This is a genomic window from Pantoea sp. nfd-35 (genome assembly GCF_056892255.1).
This window is the reverse complement of sequence record NZ_CP122404.1, coordinates 258,598-276,501: the sequence shown is the minus strand read 5'-3', so window position 1 is coordinate 276,501 and position 17,904 is coordinate 258,598. Positions and strand designations below refer to the sequence as shown.

The following is a 17,904-nucleotide window of genomic DNA, read 5'->3' as shown; positions in this document are numbered from 1 at the left end:
GACATATTATCTTTTCCTATGCATTCCCCCGCAAACTGAACTGATTTTCGCCCTGATCCCTGAATTAACGTGGGTGCCATAACCTTTTCATCTGACTATAGCCTGCGGTTATATCCTCCAACTAAACAAGCATTCGTCACCTTTTGAAGCGCATGAAATAGTGGGTTCAGAAACTTACCTTTGTCTGAAACGAGAAATATCATGCTAATTCCACAACCCTATTTACTTTTTCTTGGCGATGTCACCGATCCACTCGCGGCAAAAACGGCGCGCGGTATTCATATCTGGCGGCCGGAGCAGTGCGTGGGCGAAATTAAACTCCCGGGCTGTACTGTCAGCCTGGGTCTGGATGAACTTGACATCATCAGCGCCAAAGCACGCGGCGCGAAAACGCTGGTGCTCGGTACTGCTAACGCAGGGGGCTATCTGCCAGAACACTGGCTGGATACGGTGAAAAGTGCCATCAAAGCAGGCATGAACGTTGCCAGCGGACTGCATCACCGTCTGGTGGACGAGCCCGAACTGGTGACGCTTGCCCAGACGTTTGGTGTTGAGCTTTTTGACTTACGCCATATGCGTCCGACGCTGAGCGTTGGCAGTGGTAAGAAGCGGACAGGCAAACGGATACTGACTGTTGGCACCGACTGCTCCGTGGGCAAGATGTATACCTCACTGGCGCTGGAAGCGGCGATGCGTGAGCGCGGAATGAAAGCGGATTTTCGCGCTACAGGTCAGACAGGGATTCTGGTGGCGGGTGAAGGGATTGCCGTGGATGCGGTCATCGCGGATTTTATTGCCGGTGCGGCCGAAGCGCTGTCACCCGCGAATGATGAGGATCACTGGGACATCGTTGAAGGGCAGGGGTCACTGTTCCACCCCTCTTACGCAGGCGTCAGTATGGGGCTCATGCACGGTGCGCAACCTCACTGGTTGGTGATGTGCCATGAAATGGGGCGCCCCCATATGCGCCATTTACCTCATCAGCCAATGGTCAGCCTGAAAGACTGCGTTGAAGCCAATCTGCGCGCTGCCCAGGTGACCAGCGCGTCCGTCCAGCTGGCGGGGTTTGCCATTAACACCTCAAATTACACGGAAGACGAAGCGCGCGCCTATTGCGCCGAAGTCAGCGCAGAGTTTGGTTTACCGGCTACGGATCCTGTGCGTTTTGGCATCGACGAGATCGCCGCACTGCTTCAGGCGCGGGGGTGAAATGAGACAGTTGCAGATTGACGTGGTGGAATTGCCGCTGGCACGGCCCTTTGCTATTTCGCGCGGTACGCGTACCGCCGTCACGGTTATCCGGGTCACGCTGGAGCAAAACGGTTTCATTGGGCGGGGCGAATGTACGCCCACGGCGCGCTACGATGAAACGCCAGACAGCGTTCAGGCCGAGCTTGAGGCAGTGCGCGCTGACGTTGAAGCCGGCCTGAGCCGTCATGATCTGCAACACCGCTTACCCGCCGGTTCCGCGCGCAACGTGCTGGACTGTGCGCTGTGGCGACTGGATGCCGCCCGCGCCAGTCAAACGCTATGGCAGAAAAGTGCACGTCCTCAGCCACGCTCGGTGATCACGGCGGAAACCCTCAGCCTCGATACGCTGGAAAATATGGCGCTGGCGGCGGCGGATGCCGTATCGCGTGGCGCCATCCTGCTCAAAATTAAGCTCAATCGTGATGCGGTTCTGGAAAAGGTGGCGGCCATCCGCGCTGCGGCACCGCGCGCCACGCTGATTATCGACGCTAATGAGGCCTGGTCGGGAATGGACCTGGAAAGCCTGCTGGCCGCACTTCAGGGCTATAACATTGCTATGGTCGAGCAACCGCTTCCCGCCGGTCAGGATCAGGACCTGCAACGTTTTCATCATCCGGTTCCCGTTTGTGCTGATGAGAGTTGCCATACGCGCGAGGATATTGCCGGACTGCGGAACCGCTACGAGATGATCAACATCAAGCTGGATAAGTGCGGTGGCCTGACGGAAGCGCTGGCGATGGTAGAAGAAGCACAAAAGCAGAATATGCGCATCATGGTCGGCTGCATGCTGGGCTCATCACTGGCGATGGAAGCCGCATTGCCGGTGGCGGTTAACGCAGAGCACGTCGATTTAGATGGCCCTATCTGGCTTGCTGCCGACAGTTCTCCTTTTTTGACCTACTCCGAAGGCCGTATCTGGCTATAACTCTACGAGGCGACGATGACGGACACACGACTCACTTCTTCTGCCAACAGTGCCGCCGGTTCATCACCCGTGCTTGATATTCGGGATCTCAGCGTCTCATTTCGTGGGCGCAGCGGCGAGAATCAGGCACTAAAAGGCATCAGTTTTGCCATTAATCCGGGCGAAATTGTCGCCGTAGTGGGTGAGAGTGGCTCAGGGAAATCAGTCACTTCTTTGGCCGTAATGGGCTTACTGGCGAACAGCGGCCGTATCGATCGCGGCAGCATGCAGTTTCGCGATCGTGGCGGAAAAGTACATGCGCTGGAAACACTGGATGAAAATCAGCGCCGCACGTTGCGTGGTTGCGAAATGGCGATGATCTTTCAGGAGCCCATGACCTCGCTGAATCCGGTGCTGCGCGTCGATGACCAGCTCACTGAAGCGTTACGCGATCATCAACAGTGCGACAAGAAAGAAGCGCATGCGCGCGTGCGTGAATTGCTTCGACAGGTGCGTATTGCCGATGTGGATCGTGTCATGAAAAGCTATCCGCACGCACTCTCAGGCGGTATGCGCCAGCGGGTGATGATTGCGCAGGCGCTGGCCTGTGATCCGCAACTTCTGATTGCTGACGAACCTACAACCGCGCTGGATGTTACCGTGCAGGCGCGCATTCTGCACATTCTGCGTGAGCTGCAACGCGAGAAACAGATGGCGGTGCTGTTTATCACTCACGATATGGGCGTCGTGGCTGAAATCGCCGATCGTGTCGTGGTCATGCTGCGTGGCGAAGTCGTCGAACAGGGCAGCGTCGCAGCGGTTTTTGCCGCCCCGCAGCACCCGTATACCCAGGCTTTGCTGGCGGCGGTGCCGAGACTGGGCGACATGCGCGAATATGCGTGGCCGCAACGCTTTCCGCTGCTCGGCACACAGAATACCGTCGAAAATGAACAGCATACCGCGCGCTACGACACCGCGCCGTTGCTCGATGTGCGTGGGTTGAAAGTCTACTATCCCATCCGCAGCGGCATCTTTTCGACGCTCACGCATCATGTCCATGCGGTTGAGCAGATTGATTTCAGTCTGTGGCCAGGTGAAACCCTGGCGATCGTGGGCGAAAGCGGCTGCGGCAAATCGACGACCGGCCGTGCGCTGATGCGCCTGATCAACAGTGACGCCGAAAGCATTCACTTCGAAGGGAAAGAAATCTCTCACCTGAAAGAGGCAGCATTCCAGCCGCTCCGCCGTGAAATTCAGATGGTGTTTCAGGATCCCTACGCCTCACTGAACCCTCGGCTTACCGTGGGTTTCACCATTGCCGAGCCCTTGCTGTTACATGGCATGGTGTCCTCACTGGAACAGGCTTCGCCACAGATAGATGCGTTGCTGAAGAGCGTTGGTCTGCTGCCCGAGCACGCGCGTCGGTATCCACACGAATTTTCAGGTGGTCAGCGCCAGCGTATTGCCATTGCCCGCGCCATGGCCCTGAAGCCCAAAGTGATTATTGCTGATGAAGCGGTATCGGCCCTTGACGTCTCCATTCAGGCGCAGGTGGTGAACCTGATGATGGATCTGCAGCAGCAAACGGGCGTGGCGTGGATTTTCATCTCTCACGATATGGCGGTCGTCGAGCGCATTGCCAACCGTGTGGCGGTGATGTACCTCGGCCAGATTGTGGAGCTTGGGCCGCGTCAGTCGGTATTTAATCAGCCGCAACATCCTTATACCCAACGCCTGCTGGCCTCCGTGCCGGTGGCGGATCCCGAGAACCGTCAGCCCCGTATTATCGATGACAGCGAAATCCCTTCGCCGTTAAGAAAAGTGGGCGAAACGGTCACTAAACCCCGTTATCGACAGGTTGCGCCTCAGCACTGGGTCGCTGACGGCATTGCATTGCGATAATTCAACGACCAGGAGATTTTTATGAAAACGCTGTTTCGCCGTACTTCACTCGCCCTCGCATTGACGACGACGCTGGTCATGACTGCACAGGCACAGGATCTGCGTATTTCAATGTATGCCGATATTACGGGGCTGGATCCGCACGATACCTCAGACAATGTCAGCTATTCGGTGCAGAGTGGTATCTTTGAACGACTGTTTCAGTTCGATCCACACATGAAGCTCCAGCCCTGGCTGGCCACCGGTTATACCTCAAATGAAAATGCAACGGAGTTTACGCTGACGTTGCGCAAAGGCGTCACCTTCCAGGATGGCACACCTTTTGATGCGGAAGCCGTCAAAGCCAACCTTGATCGCCTGGCAGACCAGAAAAAAGGGCTAAAGCGTAACAGCCTGTACAAAATGATCGATAAGGTTACGGTGCTGGCACCCGATCAGGTAAAAATCGATCTTAACCAGTCGTTTGGTGCCTTTATTAACACGCTGGCACATCCTTCCGCAGTGATGTGGAGCCCGTCCATTCTCAAGCAATATCCAGACGAAGCCCAACTCCGGTTGCATCCGGTGGGTACCGGTCCGTTTAAATTTGTTGACTGGACACCGGGCAAAGCGGTCACGCTGGCGAAGTATGACGGTTACTGGCAGCAGGGATGGCCAAAAGTCGATCATGTTATCTTCTCACCCAGCCCGGAAGATGCAACACGCGTAGCCGCGTTGAAGTCGGGTCAGGTTGACGCAATCTGGCCATTGCCTTCGGATCTGATTGCTGCCGTGAAGCAAGACAGCAACCTCTCTGTTCAGCGCGATCCCAGCATTTATCTTTATTACATGGCGATTAATACGCAGCACAAGCCACTGGCAGATGTTCGCGTGCGTCAGGCAATCAACTATGCGATTGACCGTAATCTGTGGCTGAAGGTGGCCTTTGCTGGTTTAGGTAAACCTGCCACATCCGCCATGCCCGAAGGTGTCCAGTTTTATCAGAAACAAAACGATCCTGATTATCACTATGCGCCGGATAAAGCCAAAGCGCTGCTGAAAGCGGCGGGCTATCCGAATGGTCTGGATCTCAAACTCTGGGTTACGAATGCAACGGCCAGCGTGCGCGCCGCTCAGGTACTGAAAGCGCAGCTGGGCACGGTGGGCATTCGTGCCACAGTAACTCCGATGGATTCCGGCACGCGCAACGCTAAGTTATGGGGCGTACAGGACCCGAAAAAGGCGGAATTTGACCTGTACTATGGTGGCTGGTCGACGTCCACAGGCGATGCCGACTGGGCGCTGCGTCCGCTGTTTGCCACCGAATCCTGGGTGCCCACCTCCTACAATGTCTCCTATTTCAGCAATCCTGATGTAGACAAAGCCATTGCCGCCGGGCTGGCAACGGCCGATCCGGCAAAGCGTGGTATCGCCTATGCGCAAGCACAGAAACTCATATGGCAGGATGCACCGGTGGCATTCCTTGGTACGCCAGACAATCTCGTTGGCAAACGCCGCACCCTGAATGGTGTTTCCATGCTGCCTGATGGCAATTTGCTCTTCACTCAGGCGTCGTTTAAATAAGACGCGGATTGCTCTCACGTCCCTTTCCCTCGCAGGGCAAAAGGACGTGAGGGCACCCGTCACAGTGCATTTCAAGGAATGGCATGTTTGCATACATCCTTCGCCGATTACTGGAGATGATCCCGGTTTTGCTGGTGGTCTCGCTGCTGGTTTTCGGTTTTATCAAGCTGCTGCCGGGCGACCCGGCGCGCATCTATGCTGGACCGGATGCGCCCATTGAGGCGGTTGAAGCGGCGCGTCAGCACCTTGGGCTTAACGATTCGCTGCCACAGCAGTACGTCCACTGGATCGATAGCCTGTTACACGGCGATCTTGGCACCACCTACCGCACCCAGCAACCGGTGCTGCAGGTGATTAAACAGGGCTTCATGCCAACGCTTTGGCTCGCCTTAGCGGGGTTTGCCTGGTCAGTGATTCTCGGCCTCGTACTTGGCGTTCTCGCGGCACTGAAGCGAGGAAAATGGCAAGACTGGACGCTGATGAGCATGGCGGTGGGCGGTATCTCAATGCCTGCTTTCTGGCTGGGTCTGTTGCTGATCCAGTTCGTCGCGATGCCTTTTGGGCTGTTCTCAGTCAGCGGTTTCAACAAAGCCAGTGATATTGTCCTGCCCGCCATCACGCTGGGTTCGTCAGTGGCGGCAGTGATGGCTCGGTTTACCCGCTCAGCCTTCCTGGAGGTGGCGCAGGAAGATTACGTGCGGACCGCGAAAGCCAAAGGACTGCGTAACCGCCTCGTGACGTGGAAACATGTGATGCGTAATGCACTCATTCCGGTGATTACCATGCTCGGTTTGCAGTTCGGTTTTCTGCTGGGCGGCTCCATCGTCGTGGAGAGCGTCTTCAACTGGCCGGGGTTAGGCTGGTTGTTGATTGAGTCGATAAAAGCGCAGGATCAGCCGGTTATTCAGGCGCTGGTGATGCTGTTCGTGTTTGAATTTATTGTCATTAATCTGCTGGTCGATCTGCTTTACGCGGTCGTCAATCCGGCGATTCGTCTGCGACAGGAGCCGAGATGAGTATTCAATCGCTGACTGAAAACCCGCCTCAGGTCATCCGTTCGCCGTGGCGCGATTTCCTGCATGCCTTTGTGCGTAATCCTCTGGCGCTGGTCTCAGGCGGATTTGTACTGTTGTTGATCGTGGTGGCGATCTTTGCGCCCTGGCTAGCCCCCTGGGATCCGATGGCACCAGACTGGATGGCGTTGTCGTCACCGCCCAGCGCGGCACACTGGATGGGAACCGACGAGCTGGGGCGTGATCTGCTCAGTCGCATTATCTATGGGGCGCGTATCTCGCTCTATGTCGGCGTGCTGTCCGTAACGCTCGGCATGATTGTCGGTGTGGTGTTGGGTTTACTGGCAGGCTATTACGGCGGCTGGGTCGATATGCTGATCATGCGCGGCGCCGACGTGTTATTCGCTTTTCCCGGCATGTTACTGGCCATTGCGGTTGTCGCGCTACTTGGAACCGGCCTGAACAATGTGATCATCGCGGTCGCGGTGTTCAGCGTACCCGTTTTTGCCCGTATTGTGCGCGCCTCGACGCTGTCATTGAGACAGGCCGCCTATGTGGAAGCCGTTCGCTGTGCCGGTGCACCCGATCGCATCATTATCCTGCGACATATTTTGCCCGGTACGCTTTCCAGCGTGATTGTCTACTTCACTATGCGCATCGGCACCAGTATTCTCACCGCAGCGGGCTTAAGCTTTATTGGCCTGGGGCCGGAGCCGGATGTGCCTGAATGGGGTAATATTCTGGCGATGAGCCGGAGCATGATGATGGCTGGCGCATGGCACATGAGCGTGTTTCCGGGGCTGGCGATTTTTATCACGGTGCTGGCGTTCAACCTGCTCGGCGACGCGCTGCGCGATACGCTCGACCCGAAACTGAAGAGCTGACCATGGATTTTCAACAATTGCAGCGCGATCTGCTGCTAAACCACTGGCGTCACGCGCGTACGTTGGGACAGCCGCGCGGCGCTTGCGGGCCCGGCAATCGAATCAGCGATGTTGCCGGCGTGCGCGTCGGACATTACACGCTGAATGATGGAGAAAGGCAGACTGGCGTCACCGCTATCGTTCCGCCGGGCGACAATGTGTTTCTCACGCCGCTGCCGTGTGGCGCGGAAGTCCTCAATGGCTTTGCAAAACCGGTCGGGCTGGTACAGGTCGAGGAGCTTGGCGTGTTACAGACGCCGATTCTGCTCAGCAACACGCTGGCGGTGGGCACGCTGTTTACTACGCTGGTCCGGGATGCCATCCGTCGTAATCCGGAGCTGGGGCGGACATTGCCCACGGTAAATCCGCTGGCACTGGAGTGCAACGATGGCTGGCTTAATGATATCCAGTCGTTGTCCATCACCGAGGCGATGGCGCAGGCGGCATTGCGCACGGCCTCCGCCGATTTTGCACGCGGCAGCGTCGGGGCAGGGCGCGGGATGAGCTGTTTTAGCCTGAAGGGCGGGATCGGCACGGCCTCTCGTGTTATTCCCTCGCTCAACGCCACGCTCGGGGTGCTGGTGCTGGCAAATTTTGGTTCGCTAAGCGCACTAACGCTTGACGGTGTGCGACTCGGCGACATGATAGCGCCGCTGCTGGCCGGGCAACCGCCGCAGCGTGATGCCGGCTCTGTCATCATCGTGATGGCCACGGATGCGCCACTGGATGCGCGTCAGTTGAAACGCATTGCCCGGCGTGCCGGCGCCGGCCTTGGACGGTTGGGCAGCTACTGGGGCCACGGTTCAGGCGATATTGCCGTGGCGTTCTCAACGCAACCCCTGCCGCAACCGCCTCAGGATGACCAGCTGGAGCCGCTGCTTGCCGCCGCGGCAGATGCAACCGAACAGGCTGTTCTGGATGCCTTGTTGAGCGCGGAGGCCGTCACCGGCTTTCGTGGTCACCATCGGCCCTCACTGACTCAGATTCTGGACAAATTAACCGCATGAAAATTTTTATCTCTGCCGATATTGAAGGTATCGCGGGCGTCATGCGCCCGGAGCACTGCACACCAGGCAACCCGGAATATCAGATGGCCCGGGGGCTGATGGAACAGGAAGTCAATGCCGCGATTGAGGGCGCTTTCGCGGGGGGCGCAACGGAGGTGGTGGTCGCCGACAGCCATGCGCAAATGACCAATTTACGTGCGGAAAATATTGATCCACGCGCCCGACTGGTGCAGGGTAAACCTCGCGGTCTGTCGATGGTTGAAGGGATCGAGCAGCAGACGTTCGACGGATTATTTCTGGTGGGCTATCACAGCGCAGCAGGCGAACCTGGCGTACTGGCGCACACCATTAACGGCCGCGCATTCTGGCGTATCCATATCAATGGCCTTGTGATGGGGGAAACCGACATTTATGCCGCCGCTGCCGCTGAACAGGGTACGCCTCTGTTGTTGGTCACCGGCGACGATCAGCTCCAGAGCTGGATAGCAGAATATTATCCCACGGTTGATTACGTCTGTGTAAAACGCGCCATTTCCCACACCTGCGCGGAATCCATCAGCCCCAAAGCGGCGCAGCGTGCAATATGCGCCGCGGCAAGCGCCGCACTGCAGCATTCACATCAGGCAAGCACGACTCGCCTGGCCGCGCCTTATCGCATGCAGCTCCAGGCCAGCAAACCCGTGCTGGCCGATCTGTTTAGCCTGATTCCTGGTGTCACGCGCATTGATGCGGTTACCGTGGAGTATCAGGCGGAGCGGATGGGTACGTTGATCGGCTTGCTCAGTGCCTTTTCCTATCTGGCGAGTACCCAATCGTCATAAGAGGATGTGCGTATCGGCAGCGGCAACGTTAGCGCGCCTGTTCTGCTGCCCTGAAACACCGCTGCCATACAGGATTACCCATCGGCCAACCGCGCGGCTGGCCATCCAGCGATGTCGCTTCCGTTGCACCACGATGGGGCGAACGCCTGTCCTGACAGCGTTTCCATTCTGTCCGGCCCGGAGGTGCAAAAACCAGCGCGGCAGAGCCCATTTCATCTCCTCTCTTCAGACGCAGTCATCGACTCATACTGATAGCCAGATGAAGGTCGGCGACTCAGCCACCGTCAGCTTTACGGTACAAATTTTGCAAGAGAGCAGGGATTGCCATGTAATGACCCGGGGTTTGGGCTCTGCCGGAAAGCGGTTGCAGGCTTTCCCGTAAAGTTGCGGTGTTGGCAGTCTCATGCAGGCACTGCTGTAAAAGGGTGGTGACAACGGCCTGCGGTCAGGTGAATCCAGTTAAGGTGAATAATAATGCGGCTCCGTCACATAGAGGTATTTCAGGCCATCGTACAGACCGGTAGCATCAGCGCTGCAGCGCGCTTGCTGAATGTGTCCCAGCCGAATATCAGCCGCGTGCTGAATCATGCGGAACAGCAATTGGGTTTTGCACTGTTTGAGCGACGGATACAGGGAATGAGCGTCACGGCGGAAGGGCGACGCCTGCTGCCCGAAGTAGAAGATCTTTATCAACGTTTGCAATCCATTACTCAACTCACCGAACAACTTCGACGCGGCGAAGGGCAGATAGTCCGCGTGGGTGCGGCTCACGCGTTCGGTCAAATGGTGCTGGCACCCGCATTGGTAACCTGGCGACAACAGGTGGCCTCGGTCAGTGTCGAACTGGTCACGGAGCACTTCAAGACTTTGTGCCAAATGATTCTGGAAAATCAGCTTGATTTCGCCCTTGTGTTTGGTCAACAGGTGGATGCAGACCTTTTGGCTGAACCGCTGTTCCAGTCTTCCATGGTGGCGCTGCTGCCGCTCAATCATCCCCAGCATGAACCCGTTTCGCTGGAGTGGTTATGCAGCAATAATCTGCTGATGATGCAGACCCAGGATCCGCTTGGGCGCGTATTACACCGCGCGCTGCGCGATAAAAAGCTGAATCCCGCTGTGTCACTGTCGATTAAAACCTATTCGGTGATTGCGGATATGGTCCTGGCAGGCGGCGGCGTGGGCGTCGTGGATCTGTTCACGGCATGCCGCTATGCCGACCAGCTAAAATTGCTCCCCGTCGCGCAACCGTTGCCGTTTGAAGTGATGCTGATCAGCCGTCGTGATAAACCCCAGTCACAGTCCACTCTGCAACTTAAGCAGGTAATACGTAACAGGCTGTGGGAGATTGCCCGACAGTGCGAAGCACAGTTTCTGGTTGAGAAAGCAAGCTAAAAACGGCTTCTGGTGAATCTGGTGGTACACCTGTTATCGGCAAAGGTTTGCGTCACTGTTTTGCCTTTTGAAACCTGTTCTGGTCGTCCCGGTGCAGTCAGGGATACTTATTTCTTTTAAAGACATCCGGCGCTTTCTGTCCCCGTCAGTTGTTCCGGCAGGGACTGAGAAGGGCACACACTTTACTTCTGAATCCAGCAAGGGCCCGGCCTGCCAAAGAGGTATCCCTGGAGTAACGGACATTCATTCGTCTTTAGCCACTCCGCCTGTGCAGGCGTTTCCACGCCCTCTGCGGTCACTTCAACCTGGAGTTGACGGCAGAGTGAAAGAACGGAGCTGACGATGGCTGCCGCTCCGGAGTCCAGGTGCAAATCGTTAATAAACGACCTGTCTATTTTTATCCTGCTGAACAGTCCGGAACTGAGGTGGTTCAGTGAAGAAAAGCCCGTACCAAAATCATCCAGTACGATATGAATTCCGGTATCCCTGAACCTGCGAATCATTTCGTAACTGCCTTCGGGGTTGTCGAACAGCGCCGACTCGGTGATTTCGAGCTCCAGCCGGTTTGGGTGCAGCCCACTCTCAATAAGAACCGTTTTCACCCTGTTGGCCAGCTGTGGATCACGAAACTGACGGGGCGAGATATTAACTGCCACGCGTTCGTGCCCTGACCACTCCGCCATATCGTTGCAGGCTCGCTCAAGCGCGAATGCGCCAATATCATGAATAAGCCCGGTTTTTTCAGCGAGCGGGATGAACACGTCAGGCGAAACATTTCCCCTTACAGGATGATTCCAGCGCAGCAGAGCTTCATAGGAAACCACTTCCTCACTGATGCTGCAGACGACGGGCTGGTAAAAAATCTGCAGCTCACCGTTCTCGAGCGCACCACGCAGGTCATTTTCCAGGCTAAAGCGCTCTGCCGCCGAACTGGCTAGCTCATCGGTAAAAATTACCCAGCCTTTGCGCCCGGCTGACTTGGCAGCGTAGAGGGCGATATCGGCTGCCGATAACATGCTTTCGGCATCACGCGCATAGCCCGGAAAGAGGCAAACCCCGAAGCTGCAACCCGAGGTGACTTTCCGCCCTTTCAGCATGAAGGGCTCCTTCAGGACCATCGTCAGGCGTGACGCTGTTTCGCTTGCGTCCTCTGCCGAGCTAATGCCGGGCAAAACGGCAACGAACTCGTCACCGCCCGTGCGGGCCAGAATGTCGCCCGGGCGCAGGACTGACAGTAGCCGTGCTGAAACCTCAATGAGCAAGGTATCGCCCGCCGCGTGACCCAGAACGTCGTTGACGCTTTTAAACCGATCTATGTCAGACACCATGACCGCAAAGGGTTCGTCACCGTCCAGAAGCGTTTCAAGCTCAGGCATCAGGCCACGGCGGTTGAGAAGCCCTGTCAGCGGGTCATGAAGGGCCAGATGGTTCGCTCTGACCGCAGCCTGATACTCCGCCGTGACGTCCAGTATGGTATACAGGAGATAGTCATCTCCGCCGCCCGAATTCAGCCTTTCAGCGGAAATCCGTAGTGAAAATTCCGGCTCATTATCGCCCGAAGAAACCGTTTCACTAAAGCCCTGGTCGGGGAGGAGGTCAAATGCCTGCCTGAACACAGCCGCGAGATTGTCTGGCAGGCCCGCAGGCAGGGCGGTTCGGGTATTCCCACTGCGTACCCGTTCTTGCAGACAGGACAAATTCATAGCCGTCGGGTTCGCGCGTATGATGTCCCCCGATGCAACGTCACACAGGATGAGCGCGCAGGGCGTGTGGCTGAATACGGCGTCGAGCACCTTATTTGTGTCTGATAACTCGGTTTCCCTTTTCAGGATAACTTTTTGAGCGATGCGGAGCGCCGCCCTTTCCTGATAGCCTTGTGAAACGTCCCGCACGATTTTGATAAAGGCCGCATTATCTTCATCGGACGGATTGAGAAATTCTATTTCAACTGATGCCCGAAACGCGCTGCCGTTTTTGCGCAGGCGCCAGCCTTCTCCTGTGAACTTGCCGCGCTCACGGGCCTCCCTCAGGTTGGCCTCAGGGATATTCCTGGCCTGCTCATCTTCATCATAAAAAACCGAAATATGCTGCCCTCGGATATCGCGGCTATCCCATCCCTTGATCTCACGGCATCCAAGATTCCAGCTCATCACTTCTCCGGTGGAAGACAGCAGATATATCGCACAAAGAGACGTTCTGGCCACGGCGGCCCCCAGTTGGTCATTGGTTACGGATTTCATGTGGCTATCCTTGATGAGTTCATCGACCTGTTCGGAGATGATCTGGCGTTAAAAACGATTATCGGCGCCGTTAGCCAGAAACAGAGACAAAAATTTGTAAAAATTTAGTTAGAGGCCATATTACGCCACCTGTCTGGACCAGCCCAATCATAATGCACACGGGACTTAGCAGCGTTCGCTTTTCGCTGTAGAGTCAGTCGTTTCACGCACAATTAATTTTTTAAAAGTCTGCCGCAAGTGACTTAATGCAAATCCAAACAGCGCTATCTGCTGTACGCATTCCGGAGGCACCGATCTCACCAATACGGTTATCATCCCGCAAAAAGCGCGGAAGCCTTTTGCCGCTATCCTGTTTATGTGTTTAGATTGATAGAAATCTATCATCACCAGGCTGAGTAATGAAAAAAATCTCTATGTCAGCGGTGGCACGAGCAGCCGGCGTGGGCGTCGCTACCGTGGATCGCGTGCTTAACAACAGAGCTTCTGTTAAACAGGAAACCCGGCAACGGGTCCTGCGCGCCGCTGAAGCCTTAGGCTACCGTGAAGACCTCATTAAGGTCATGACGCCGGACGTGACAGCGGCCAACATCCCCGTGCGTATCGGGTTCATTTTGCTACCCAATAATTATTCTTTTTATCAGGTACTTTCAGAAGAAATCAGTCGATGCGCAGAGGGAAAACTGGCGACGAAACCGGCGTTTATGTGGGCCGATATTCACGATGTGGAGAACGTCGTATCGTCTCTGGAAGCGCTGGCAGAACGCGTTGATATCATCGGGCTTGTTGCTCTGGATCATCCCCTTATACGACATACGATTAAGCAGCTTTCCGCCTCAGGTGTGCAAATTTTCACGTTGTTTTCTGATCTCTCCCCCTGTGGTCAGGCGGGCTATATCGGGCTGGATAACCTCAAAGCAGGACGTACGGCGGGATGGTTTGCTGAACGCATGACAGAAAAAGAAAGTGTGATTGGCGTGCTACTGGGTGACCACCGTTTCAACTGCCAGGAAAGCTGTGAAATAAGCTTTCGTTCATACCTGCGTGAAAACAGAAAAGATGCCGTGGTTCTGGAGCCTCTCCAGACGCTTGAATGTATCAATGGGGGCTATCTGGCCGCGACGCAGCTGCTGAAAGACAACCCATTCATTACAATGATTTATGCGCCATGTGGTGGTGTGGAAGGGGTGATTAAAGCCGTTTCTGAAAGCCCGCGGGATGATATAAAAATTCTCTGTCATGGTCCGTTTATCGGCGATGAAATGGCGCTGATTGAGGGACAGATCGACATCATGATACGTCACCGCATTGATGCCGTGGCTGAAAAGATCGTCTCTGTTTTTATCAGCAGATATCAAGAGAACGATCGCAATCCGGTTTACGTTACCCTGCCTTTCGATCTCATCACTCGGGAAAATATCTGAATCACTCCGGCTTCTGCCGAAGGCTTGCGCAGCCTGCATTTGATGTAAAACAATCAAATAAATGATATAAAAAAATCATGATCGCTATCAAATAACTCACTTCGAAGAGTTGCCGGTGTTAAAAAACCGGCGCAATACTGCGCGCATTGAGCCAGACGATTGCCGTCGGGGCGCTCAGTGTTCATCAGTGTTGCCGCATCCGGAGAAAAAACATCATGACGATTTCCATCGCGACTGCGCCCTGCAGCTGGGGAGTGGATGACCCGAAGAATCCTTTTCTTCCCCCCTGGCAGAGCGTGCTTAAAGAAGCCGCGCTTGCAGGTTATAAAAGCCTGGAACTGGGGCCGTGGGGATATTTGCCCGTCCAGCCGGATGCGCTAAAAGCTGCGCTTGCCGAATTCCAGCTGTCGATCGTTGCTGGCACCCTTTTCGACGATTTGGTGAGTGAAGAGAACTTTCCGGCCATGATCGCGCTGACCCATAAAATCTGTCACAACCTGAGCTTCCTTTCCGAACAGGGCAAACCTACACCTTATCTCGTCATCATCGATTTCGGCGATCCTGAACGGGCAGCCACCGCGGGCCAGTCTGAAAAAGCGCCACGACTGAACGACAGCGACTGGCAGACCATGATGAGACATATCACCGTTCTGAGTGAGATCGCCTGGAAAGAGTACGGTGTCAGACCGGTCATTCATCCCCATGCAGGCGGCTGCATTGAGTTTGCCGATGAACTGGAAAGGCTGGTTCGCGATATTCCTCATAGCGTTGCCGGCCTTTGTCTGGATACCGGCCATTTGTATTACGCCGGCATGGATCCTGTTGCTGCGCTGGAACGTTACTGGGACCGGATTGATTACCTTCATTTCAAAGACGTCAACGAGGTTGTCTGGCGTCAGGCCATCAAACAAGGGCTGGATTTTTTCACCGCCTGTGCCCAGGGCGTCATGTGCCCACTTGGCAGCGGCGCTATCAACTATCCCGATGTCCACGCATTTCTGCGCCAGCGCCATTATCAGGGCTGGATCACTATTGAACAGGAAAGGGATCCGCGTGATGCGGACACCAGCCTGCGTGACGTCACAGCAAGTCTGCACTATCTGCACTCAGTCGGTTTTTAAGGAGAAAGGTCATGATTAACGGCATTAAACCGCTTAAAAATTCACTGCGGTGGGGCATGGTGGGCGGCGGCGGTACCAGTCAGATTGGCTACATTCACCGTTCATCAGCACTCCGCGATAACACATTTACCTTAGTTGCCGGGGCGTTCGATATTGATGCTGCACGTGGCCGCGCCTTTGGTGAAGCTCTGGGCCTTTCCCCGGACAGGTGCTATGCCGACTATGAAACCCTGTTTGCATCAGAAGCAAAACGCGATGATGGCATCCAGGCTGTCTCGATCGCCACACCTAACAACACGCACTTTGCGGTCTGCTGCGCAGCGCTTGAAGCCGGTCTCCATGTGATATGTGAGAAACCGCTGTGCTTTACGGTGGAAGAAGCTGAACATCTGGCGAAGCTGAGCCGGGAGAAAAAGAAGATCGTCGGCGTGACCTACGGTTACACCGGTCATCAGCTCATCCTTCAGGCCAGGGAGATGATCGCGCAGGGATTACTGGGTGACATTCGCATCGTCAACATGCAGTTTGCACACGGTTTTCATCACGAAGCCGTTGAACAGAATAACGCCAGCACCAGCTGGCGCGTCGACCCGCGCTTTGTCGGACCCAGTTATGTTCTGGGTGATTTGGCGACCCATCCGCTGTGTATCGCTGAAACCATGGCACCCGAACTGAAAATCAGACGGCTGCTTTGCTCACGCCAGAGCTTTGTGAAAAGTCGGGCGCCTCTCGAAGACAACGCATTTGTTCTGATGGAATACGAGAACGGCGCAGTGGGAAATCTGTGGGCCTCAGCCGTCAACTGCGGATCAATGCATGGGCAGAAAGTCCGCATCGTTGGCTCCAGAGCCAGTATTGAGTGGTGGGATGAGCAGCCAAACCAGCTGCGTTTCGAAATTCAGGGTGAGCCGGTGCGCATTCTGGAAAGAGGCATGGACTATCTGCACCCGGCTGCTCGTGAAGATGACCGGATAGGCGGCGGTCATCCGGAAGGACTTTTCGAAGCCTGGTCGAATCTCTACCGACGTTTCGCGCTGGCAATGGATGCAACCGATCGGGGCGACGACGCATTCCTGAAAAACTTCTGGTATCCCGATGTCCATGCCGGCCTGGCTGGCGTCAGATGGGTGGAAAACTGTGTCCGTTCAGCCGACTCCGGCTCGGTGTGGGTGGAATGCTGAGGTCCTGGTCGTGAGAACCGGACTCAGCCTGTCACACAGGGTTGACAACGCCTGACATTCGATCCGTTTAATGATTTTCGCTGCCTGAACCCGACTCAGGCAGCAAGAGACAACGCAAAGGTGGCATCAATGAAAATCGCTTTCGATGTAGATGTAATCAAAGATCTGGGCATCACCAAAATGGTCCAACAGGTGTCGGAATGGGGATACAACTACATTGAGCAGTCTCCACATCCGGAAATTAACCCTTTCTATAAGCATCCTCGTGCCAGCCGCGAGATCATGGCTGAGTATAAAAAGGCGCTGCGCGAAACAGGTGTGGAAATTTCATCGTTTATCTGTGTTTATCGCTGGTCTGGTCCCGATGAACTGCGCCGACAGGCGGCCGTTAAAAACTGGAAACGTATGGTGGAGATCGCCGTCGAAATGGGCGTACAGGTCATCAATACCGAACTGGCGGGCGATCCTAATCAACCCGAAATCTGCGATGAAATGTTTTACCGCTCAATGGAAACGCTGCTTCCGCTGTTCGAACGTGAGGGTATCCGTGTTGAAATTCAGGCGCACCCGTGGGACTTCTGTGAAGAGAGCGATGAGACTGTCAATATGGTCAGGTCGTTCAGGAGTGATAACGTTAAATATGTCTACAGCGTTCCTCATACCTTTTTCTATGATAAAGGAAAAGGCGACGTAGAGAAGATGCTCCGTCATGCCGGACACGATCTGTCCCATGTTCTTATTGCCGATACCATGAACCACACAAAGCATTGCCGTTACATCGTTAACCCACCAGGCGTGGATGCCACTATTCATCAGCACGTTGGCATCGGCGAAGGCGAAGTAGATTTTGACACGCTGTTCCGAACCTTGCGGGACATGAAGTTTGCAGAGCAGACGTTCAAAGTAGGGGGAGAGCCTATTGTGGCCGCATCGCTTTTTGGTTATCCGGAAAAAATGAAGTATCAGGCCGTGGAAACCCGCGAGCGGATAGAGCGAGAATTGCTTACGCCTCATCCATGAGTGATGTGCCCGGTGAGATGTAAAATTGCTGCCGGGCTTTTTAAAATATGCCTTCCCAGTATTTGCATGCCAGCGTCTTCCTGTAGAACAGGCCATAATCAGCACCGTCGGTGCCGCACAAAGGTCGGGTGCCCCTTTGTCGTAC

14 protein-coding genes are annotated in these 17,904 nt (G+C 55.3%); 13 read left to right on the top strand and 1 reads right to left on the bottom strand.

All coding sequences use genetic code 11. The annotated features are described in order from the left end of the window. Nucleotides 1-201 precede the first annotated feature (201 nt). The 9 genes from dgcN to P9J57_RS21645 all read left to right on the top strand — a co-directional run bounded on the left by dgcN (nucleotide 202) and on the right by P9J57_RS21645 (nucleotide 10,776). Nucleotides 202-1,209: an N-acetyltransferase DgcN gene (dgcN, locus tag P9J57_RS21685; protein ID WP_014333151.1), complete on the top strand. Its 1,008-nt coding sequence runs from the start codon at nucleotides 202-204 to the stop codon at nucleotides 1,207-1,209. A 1-nt stretch (nucleotide 1,210) separates the two neighbouring features. Beyond that, nucleotides 1,211-2,176, top strand: a complete 966-nt coding sequence (gene dgcA / locus P9J57_RS21680; RefSeq protein ID WP_014333152.1) for an N-acetyl-D-Glu racemase DgcA — start codon at nucleotides 1,211-1,213, stop codon at nucleotides 2,174-2,176. Nucleotides 2,177-2,191: 15 nt separating this feature from the next. Continuing rightward, a complete protein-coding gene (locus P9J57_RS21675) occupies nucleotides 2,192-4,057 on the top strand; it encodes an ABC transporter ATP-binding protein (RefSeq protein ID WP_064374341.1) in 1,866 nt (621 codons plus the stop codon). Nucleotides 4,058-4,078: 21 nt separating this feature from the next. Continuing rightward, a complete protein-coding gene (locus P9J57_RS21670) occupies nucleotides 4,079-5,620 on the top strand; it encodes a glutathione ABC transporter substrate-binding protein (RefSeq protein ID WP_013027876.1) in 1,542 nt (513 codons plus the stop codon). An 83-nt stretch (nucleotides 5,621-5,703) separates the two neighbouring features. Beyond that, nucleotides 5,704-6,636, top strand: coding sequence for an ABC transporter permease (locus tag P9J57_RS21665; protein ID WP_013027877.1), 933 nt, complete (start codon nucleotides 5,704-5,706; stop codon nucleotides 6,634-6,636). After that, nucleotides 6,633-7,517 (top strand): ABC transporter permease subunit, encoded by an 885-nt coding sequence (locus P9J57_RS21660; protein ID WP_013027878.1) that lies wholly within the window; start codon nucleotides 6,633-6,635, stop codon nucleotides 7,515-7,517. The genes P9J57_RS21665 and P9J57_RS21660 overlap by 4 nt, the downstream gene beginning before the upstream one ends. A gap of 2 nt (nucleotides 7,518-7,519) precedes the next feature. Continuing rightward, a complete protein-coding gene (locus tag P9J57_RS21655; protein ID WP_483279521.1) occupies nucleotides 7,520-8,563 on the top strand; it encodes a DmpA family aminopeptidase in 1,044 nt (347 codons plus the stop codon). Next, entirely contained in the window at nucleotides 8,560-9,384 is an 825-nt protein-coding gene (locus P9J57_RS21650) for a M55 family metallopeptidase (RefSeq protein ID WP_013027880.1), read from the top strand. The genes P9J57_RS21655 and P9J57_RS21650 overlap by 4 nt, the downstream gene beginning before the upstream one ends. 474 nt (nucleotides 9,385-9,858) lie before the next feature. Continuing rightward, entirely contained in the window at nucleotides 9,859-10,776 is a 918-nt protein-coding gene (locus P9J57_RS21645; RefSeq protein WP_014333158.1) for a LysR family transcriptional regulator, read from the top strand. Nucleotides 10,777-10,958: 182 nt separating this feature from the next. On the opposite strand, the gene P9J57_RS21640 is transcribed toward P9J57_RS21645, so the two are convergent. Beyond that, nucleotides 10,959-13,016, bottom strand: coding sequence for a putative bifunctional diguanylate cyclase/phosphodiesterase (locus P9J57_RS21640; protein WP_013027882.1), 2,058 nt, complete (start codon nucleotides 13,014-13,016; stop codon nucleotides 10,959-10,961). Between the two features lie 398 nt (nucleotides 13,017-13,414). Between P9J57_RS21640 and P9J57_RS21635 the strand changes: the two genes are divergently transcribed. From P9J57_RS21635 to P9J57_RS21620, 4 genes are all read left to right on the top strand, one after another. Continuing rightward, entirely contained in the window at nucleotides 13,415-14,437 is a 1,023-nt protein-coding gene (locus P9J57_RS21635; protein ID WP_105078541.1) for a LacI family DNA-binding transcriptional regulator, read from the top strand. Nucleotides 14,438-14,652: 215 nt separating this feature from the next. Then, the gene (locus P9J57_RS21630) at nucleotides 14,653-15,558 is read left to right on the top strand and encodes a TIM barrel protein (protein WP_014604639.1); all 906 of its coding nucleotides are present in this window, start codon (nucleotides 14,653-14,655) and stop codon (nucleotides 15,556-15,558) included. A gap of 11 nt (nucleotides 15,559-15,569) precedes the next feature. Further along, on the top strand, nucleotides 15,570-16,739 hold the full coding sequence (locus P9J57_RS21625; protein WP_024472086.1) for a Gfo/Idh/MocA family protein: 1,170 nt from the start codon (nucleotides 15,570-15,572) through the stop codon (nucleotides 16,737-16,739). 129 nt (nucleotides 16,740-16,868) lie between these two features. Continuing rightward, the gene (locus P9J57_RS21620) at nucleotides 16,869-17,759 is read left to right on the top strand and encodes a sugar phosphate isomerase/epimerase family protein (protein WP_022622872.1); all 891 of its coding nucleotides are present in this window, start codon (nucleotides 16,869-16,871) and stop codon (nucleotides 17,757-17,759) included. Nucleotides 17,760-17,904 lie beyond the last annotated feature (145 nt).

Excerpts from the sequence above, each read along its gene's own strand:
- dgcN (WP_014333151.1), top strand. The coding sequence starts at position 202 with ATGCTAATTCCACAACCCTATTTACTTTTTCTTGGCGATGTCACCGAT.
- dgcA (WP_014333152.1), top strand. The coding sequence starts at position 1,211 with ATGAGACAGTTGCAGATTGACGTGGTGGAATTGCCGCTGGCACGGCCC.
- P9J57_RS21675 (WP_064374341.1), top strand. The coding sequence starts at position 2,192 with ATGACGGACACACGACTCACTTCTTCTGCCAACAGTGCCGCCGGTTCA.
- P9J57_RS21670 (WP_013027876.1), top strand. The coding sequence starts at position 4,079 with ATGAAAACGCTGTTTCGCCGTACTTCACTCGCCCTCGCATTGACGACG.
- P9J57_RS21665 (WP_013027877.1), top strand. The coding sequence starts at position 5,704 with ATGTTTGCATACATCCTTCGCCGATTACTGGAGATGATCCCGGTTTTG.
- P9J57_RS21660 (WP_013027878.1), top strand. The coding sequence starts at position 6,633 with ATGAGTATTCAATCGCTGACTGAAAACCCGCCTCAGGTCATCCGTTCG.
- P9J57_RS21655 (WP_483279521.1), top strand. The coding sequence starts at position 7,520 with ATGGATTTTCAACAATTGCAGCGCGATCTGCTGCTAAACCACTGGCGT.
- P9J57_RS21650 (WP_013027880.1), top strand. The coding sequence starts at position 8,560 with ATGAAAATTTTTATCTCTGCCGATATTGAAGGTATCGCGGGCGTCATG.
- P9J57_RS21645 (WP_014333158.1), top strand. The coding sequence starts at position 9,859 with ATGCGGCTCCGTCACATAGAGGTATTTCAGGCCATCGTACAGACCGGT.
- P9J57_RS21640 (WP_013027882.1), bottom strand. The coding sequence starts at position 13,016 with ATGAAATCCGTAACCAATGACCAACTGGGGGCCGCCGTGGCCAGAACG.
- P9J57_RS21635 (WP_105078541.1), top strand. The coding sequence starts at position 13,415 with ATGAAAAAAATCTCTATGTCAGCGGTGGCACGAGCAGCCGGCGTGGGC.
- P9J57_RS21630 (WP_014604639.1), top strand. The coding sequence starts at position 14,653 with ATGACGATTTCCATCGCGACTGCGCCCTGCAGCTGGGGAGTGGATGAC.
- P9J57_RS21625 (WP_024472086.1), top strand. The coding sequence starts at position 15,570 with ATGATTAACGGCATTAAACCGCTTAAAAATTCACTGCGGTGGGGCATG.
- P9J57_RS21620 (WP_022622872.1), top strand. The coding sequence starts at position 16,869 with ATGAAAATCGCTTTCGATGTAGATGTAATCAAAGATCTGGGCATCACC.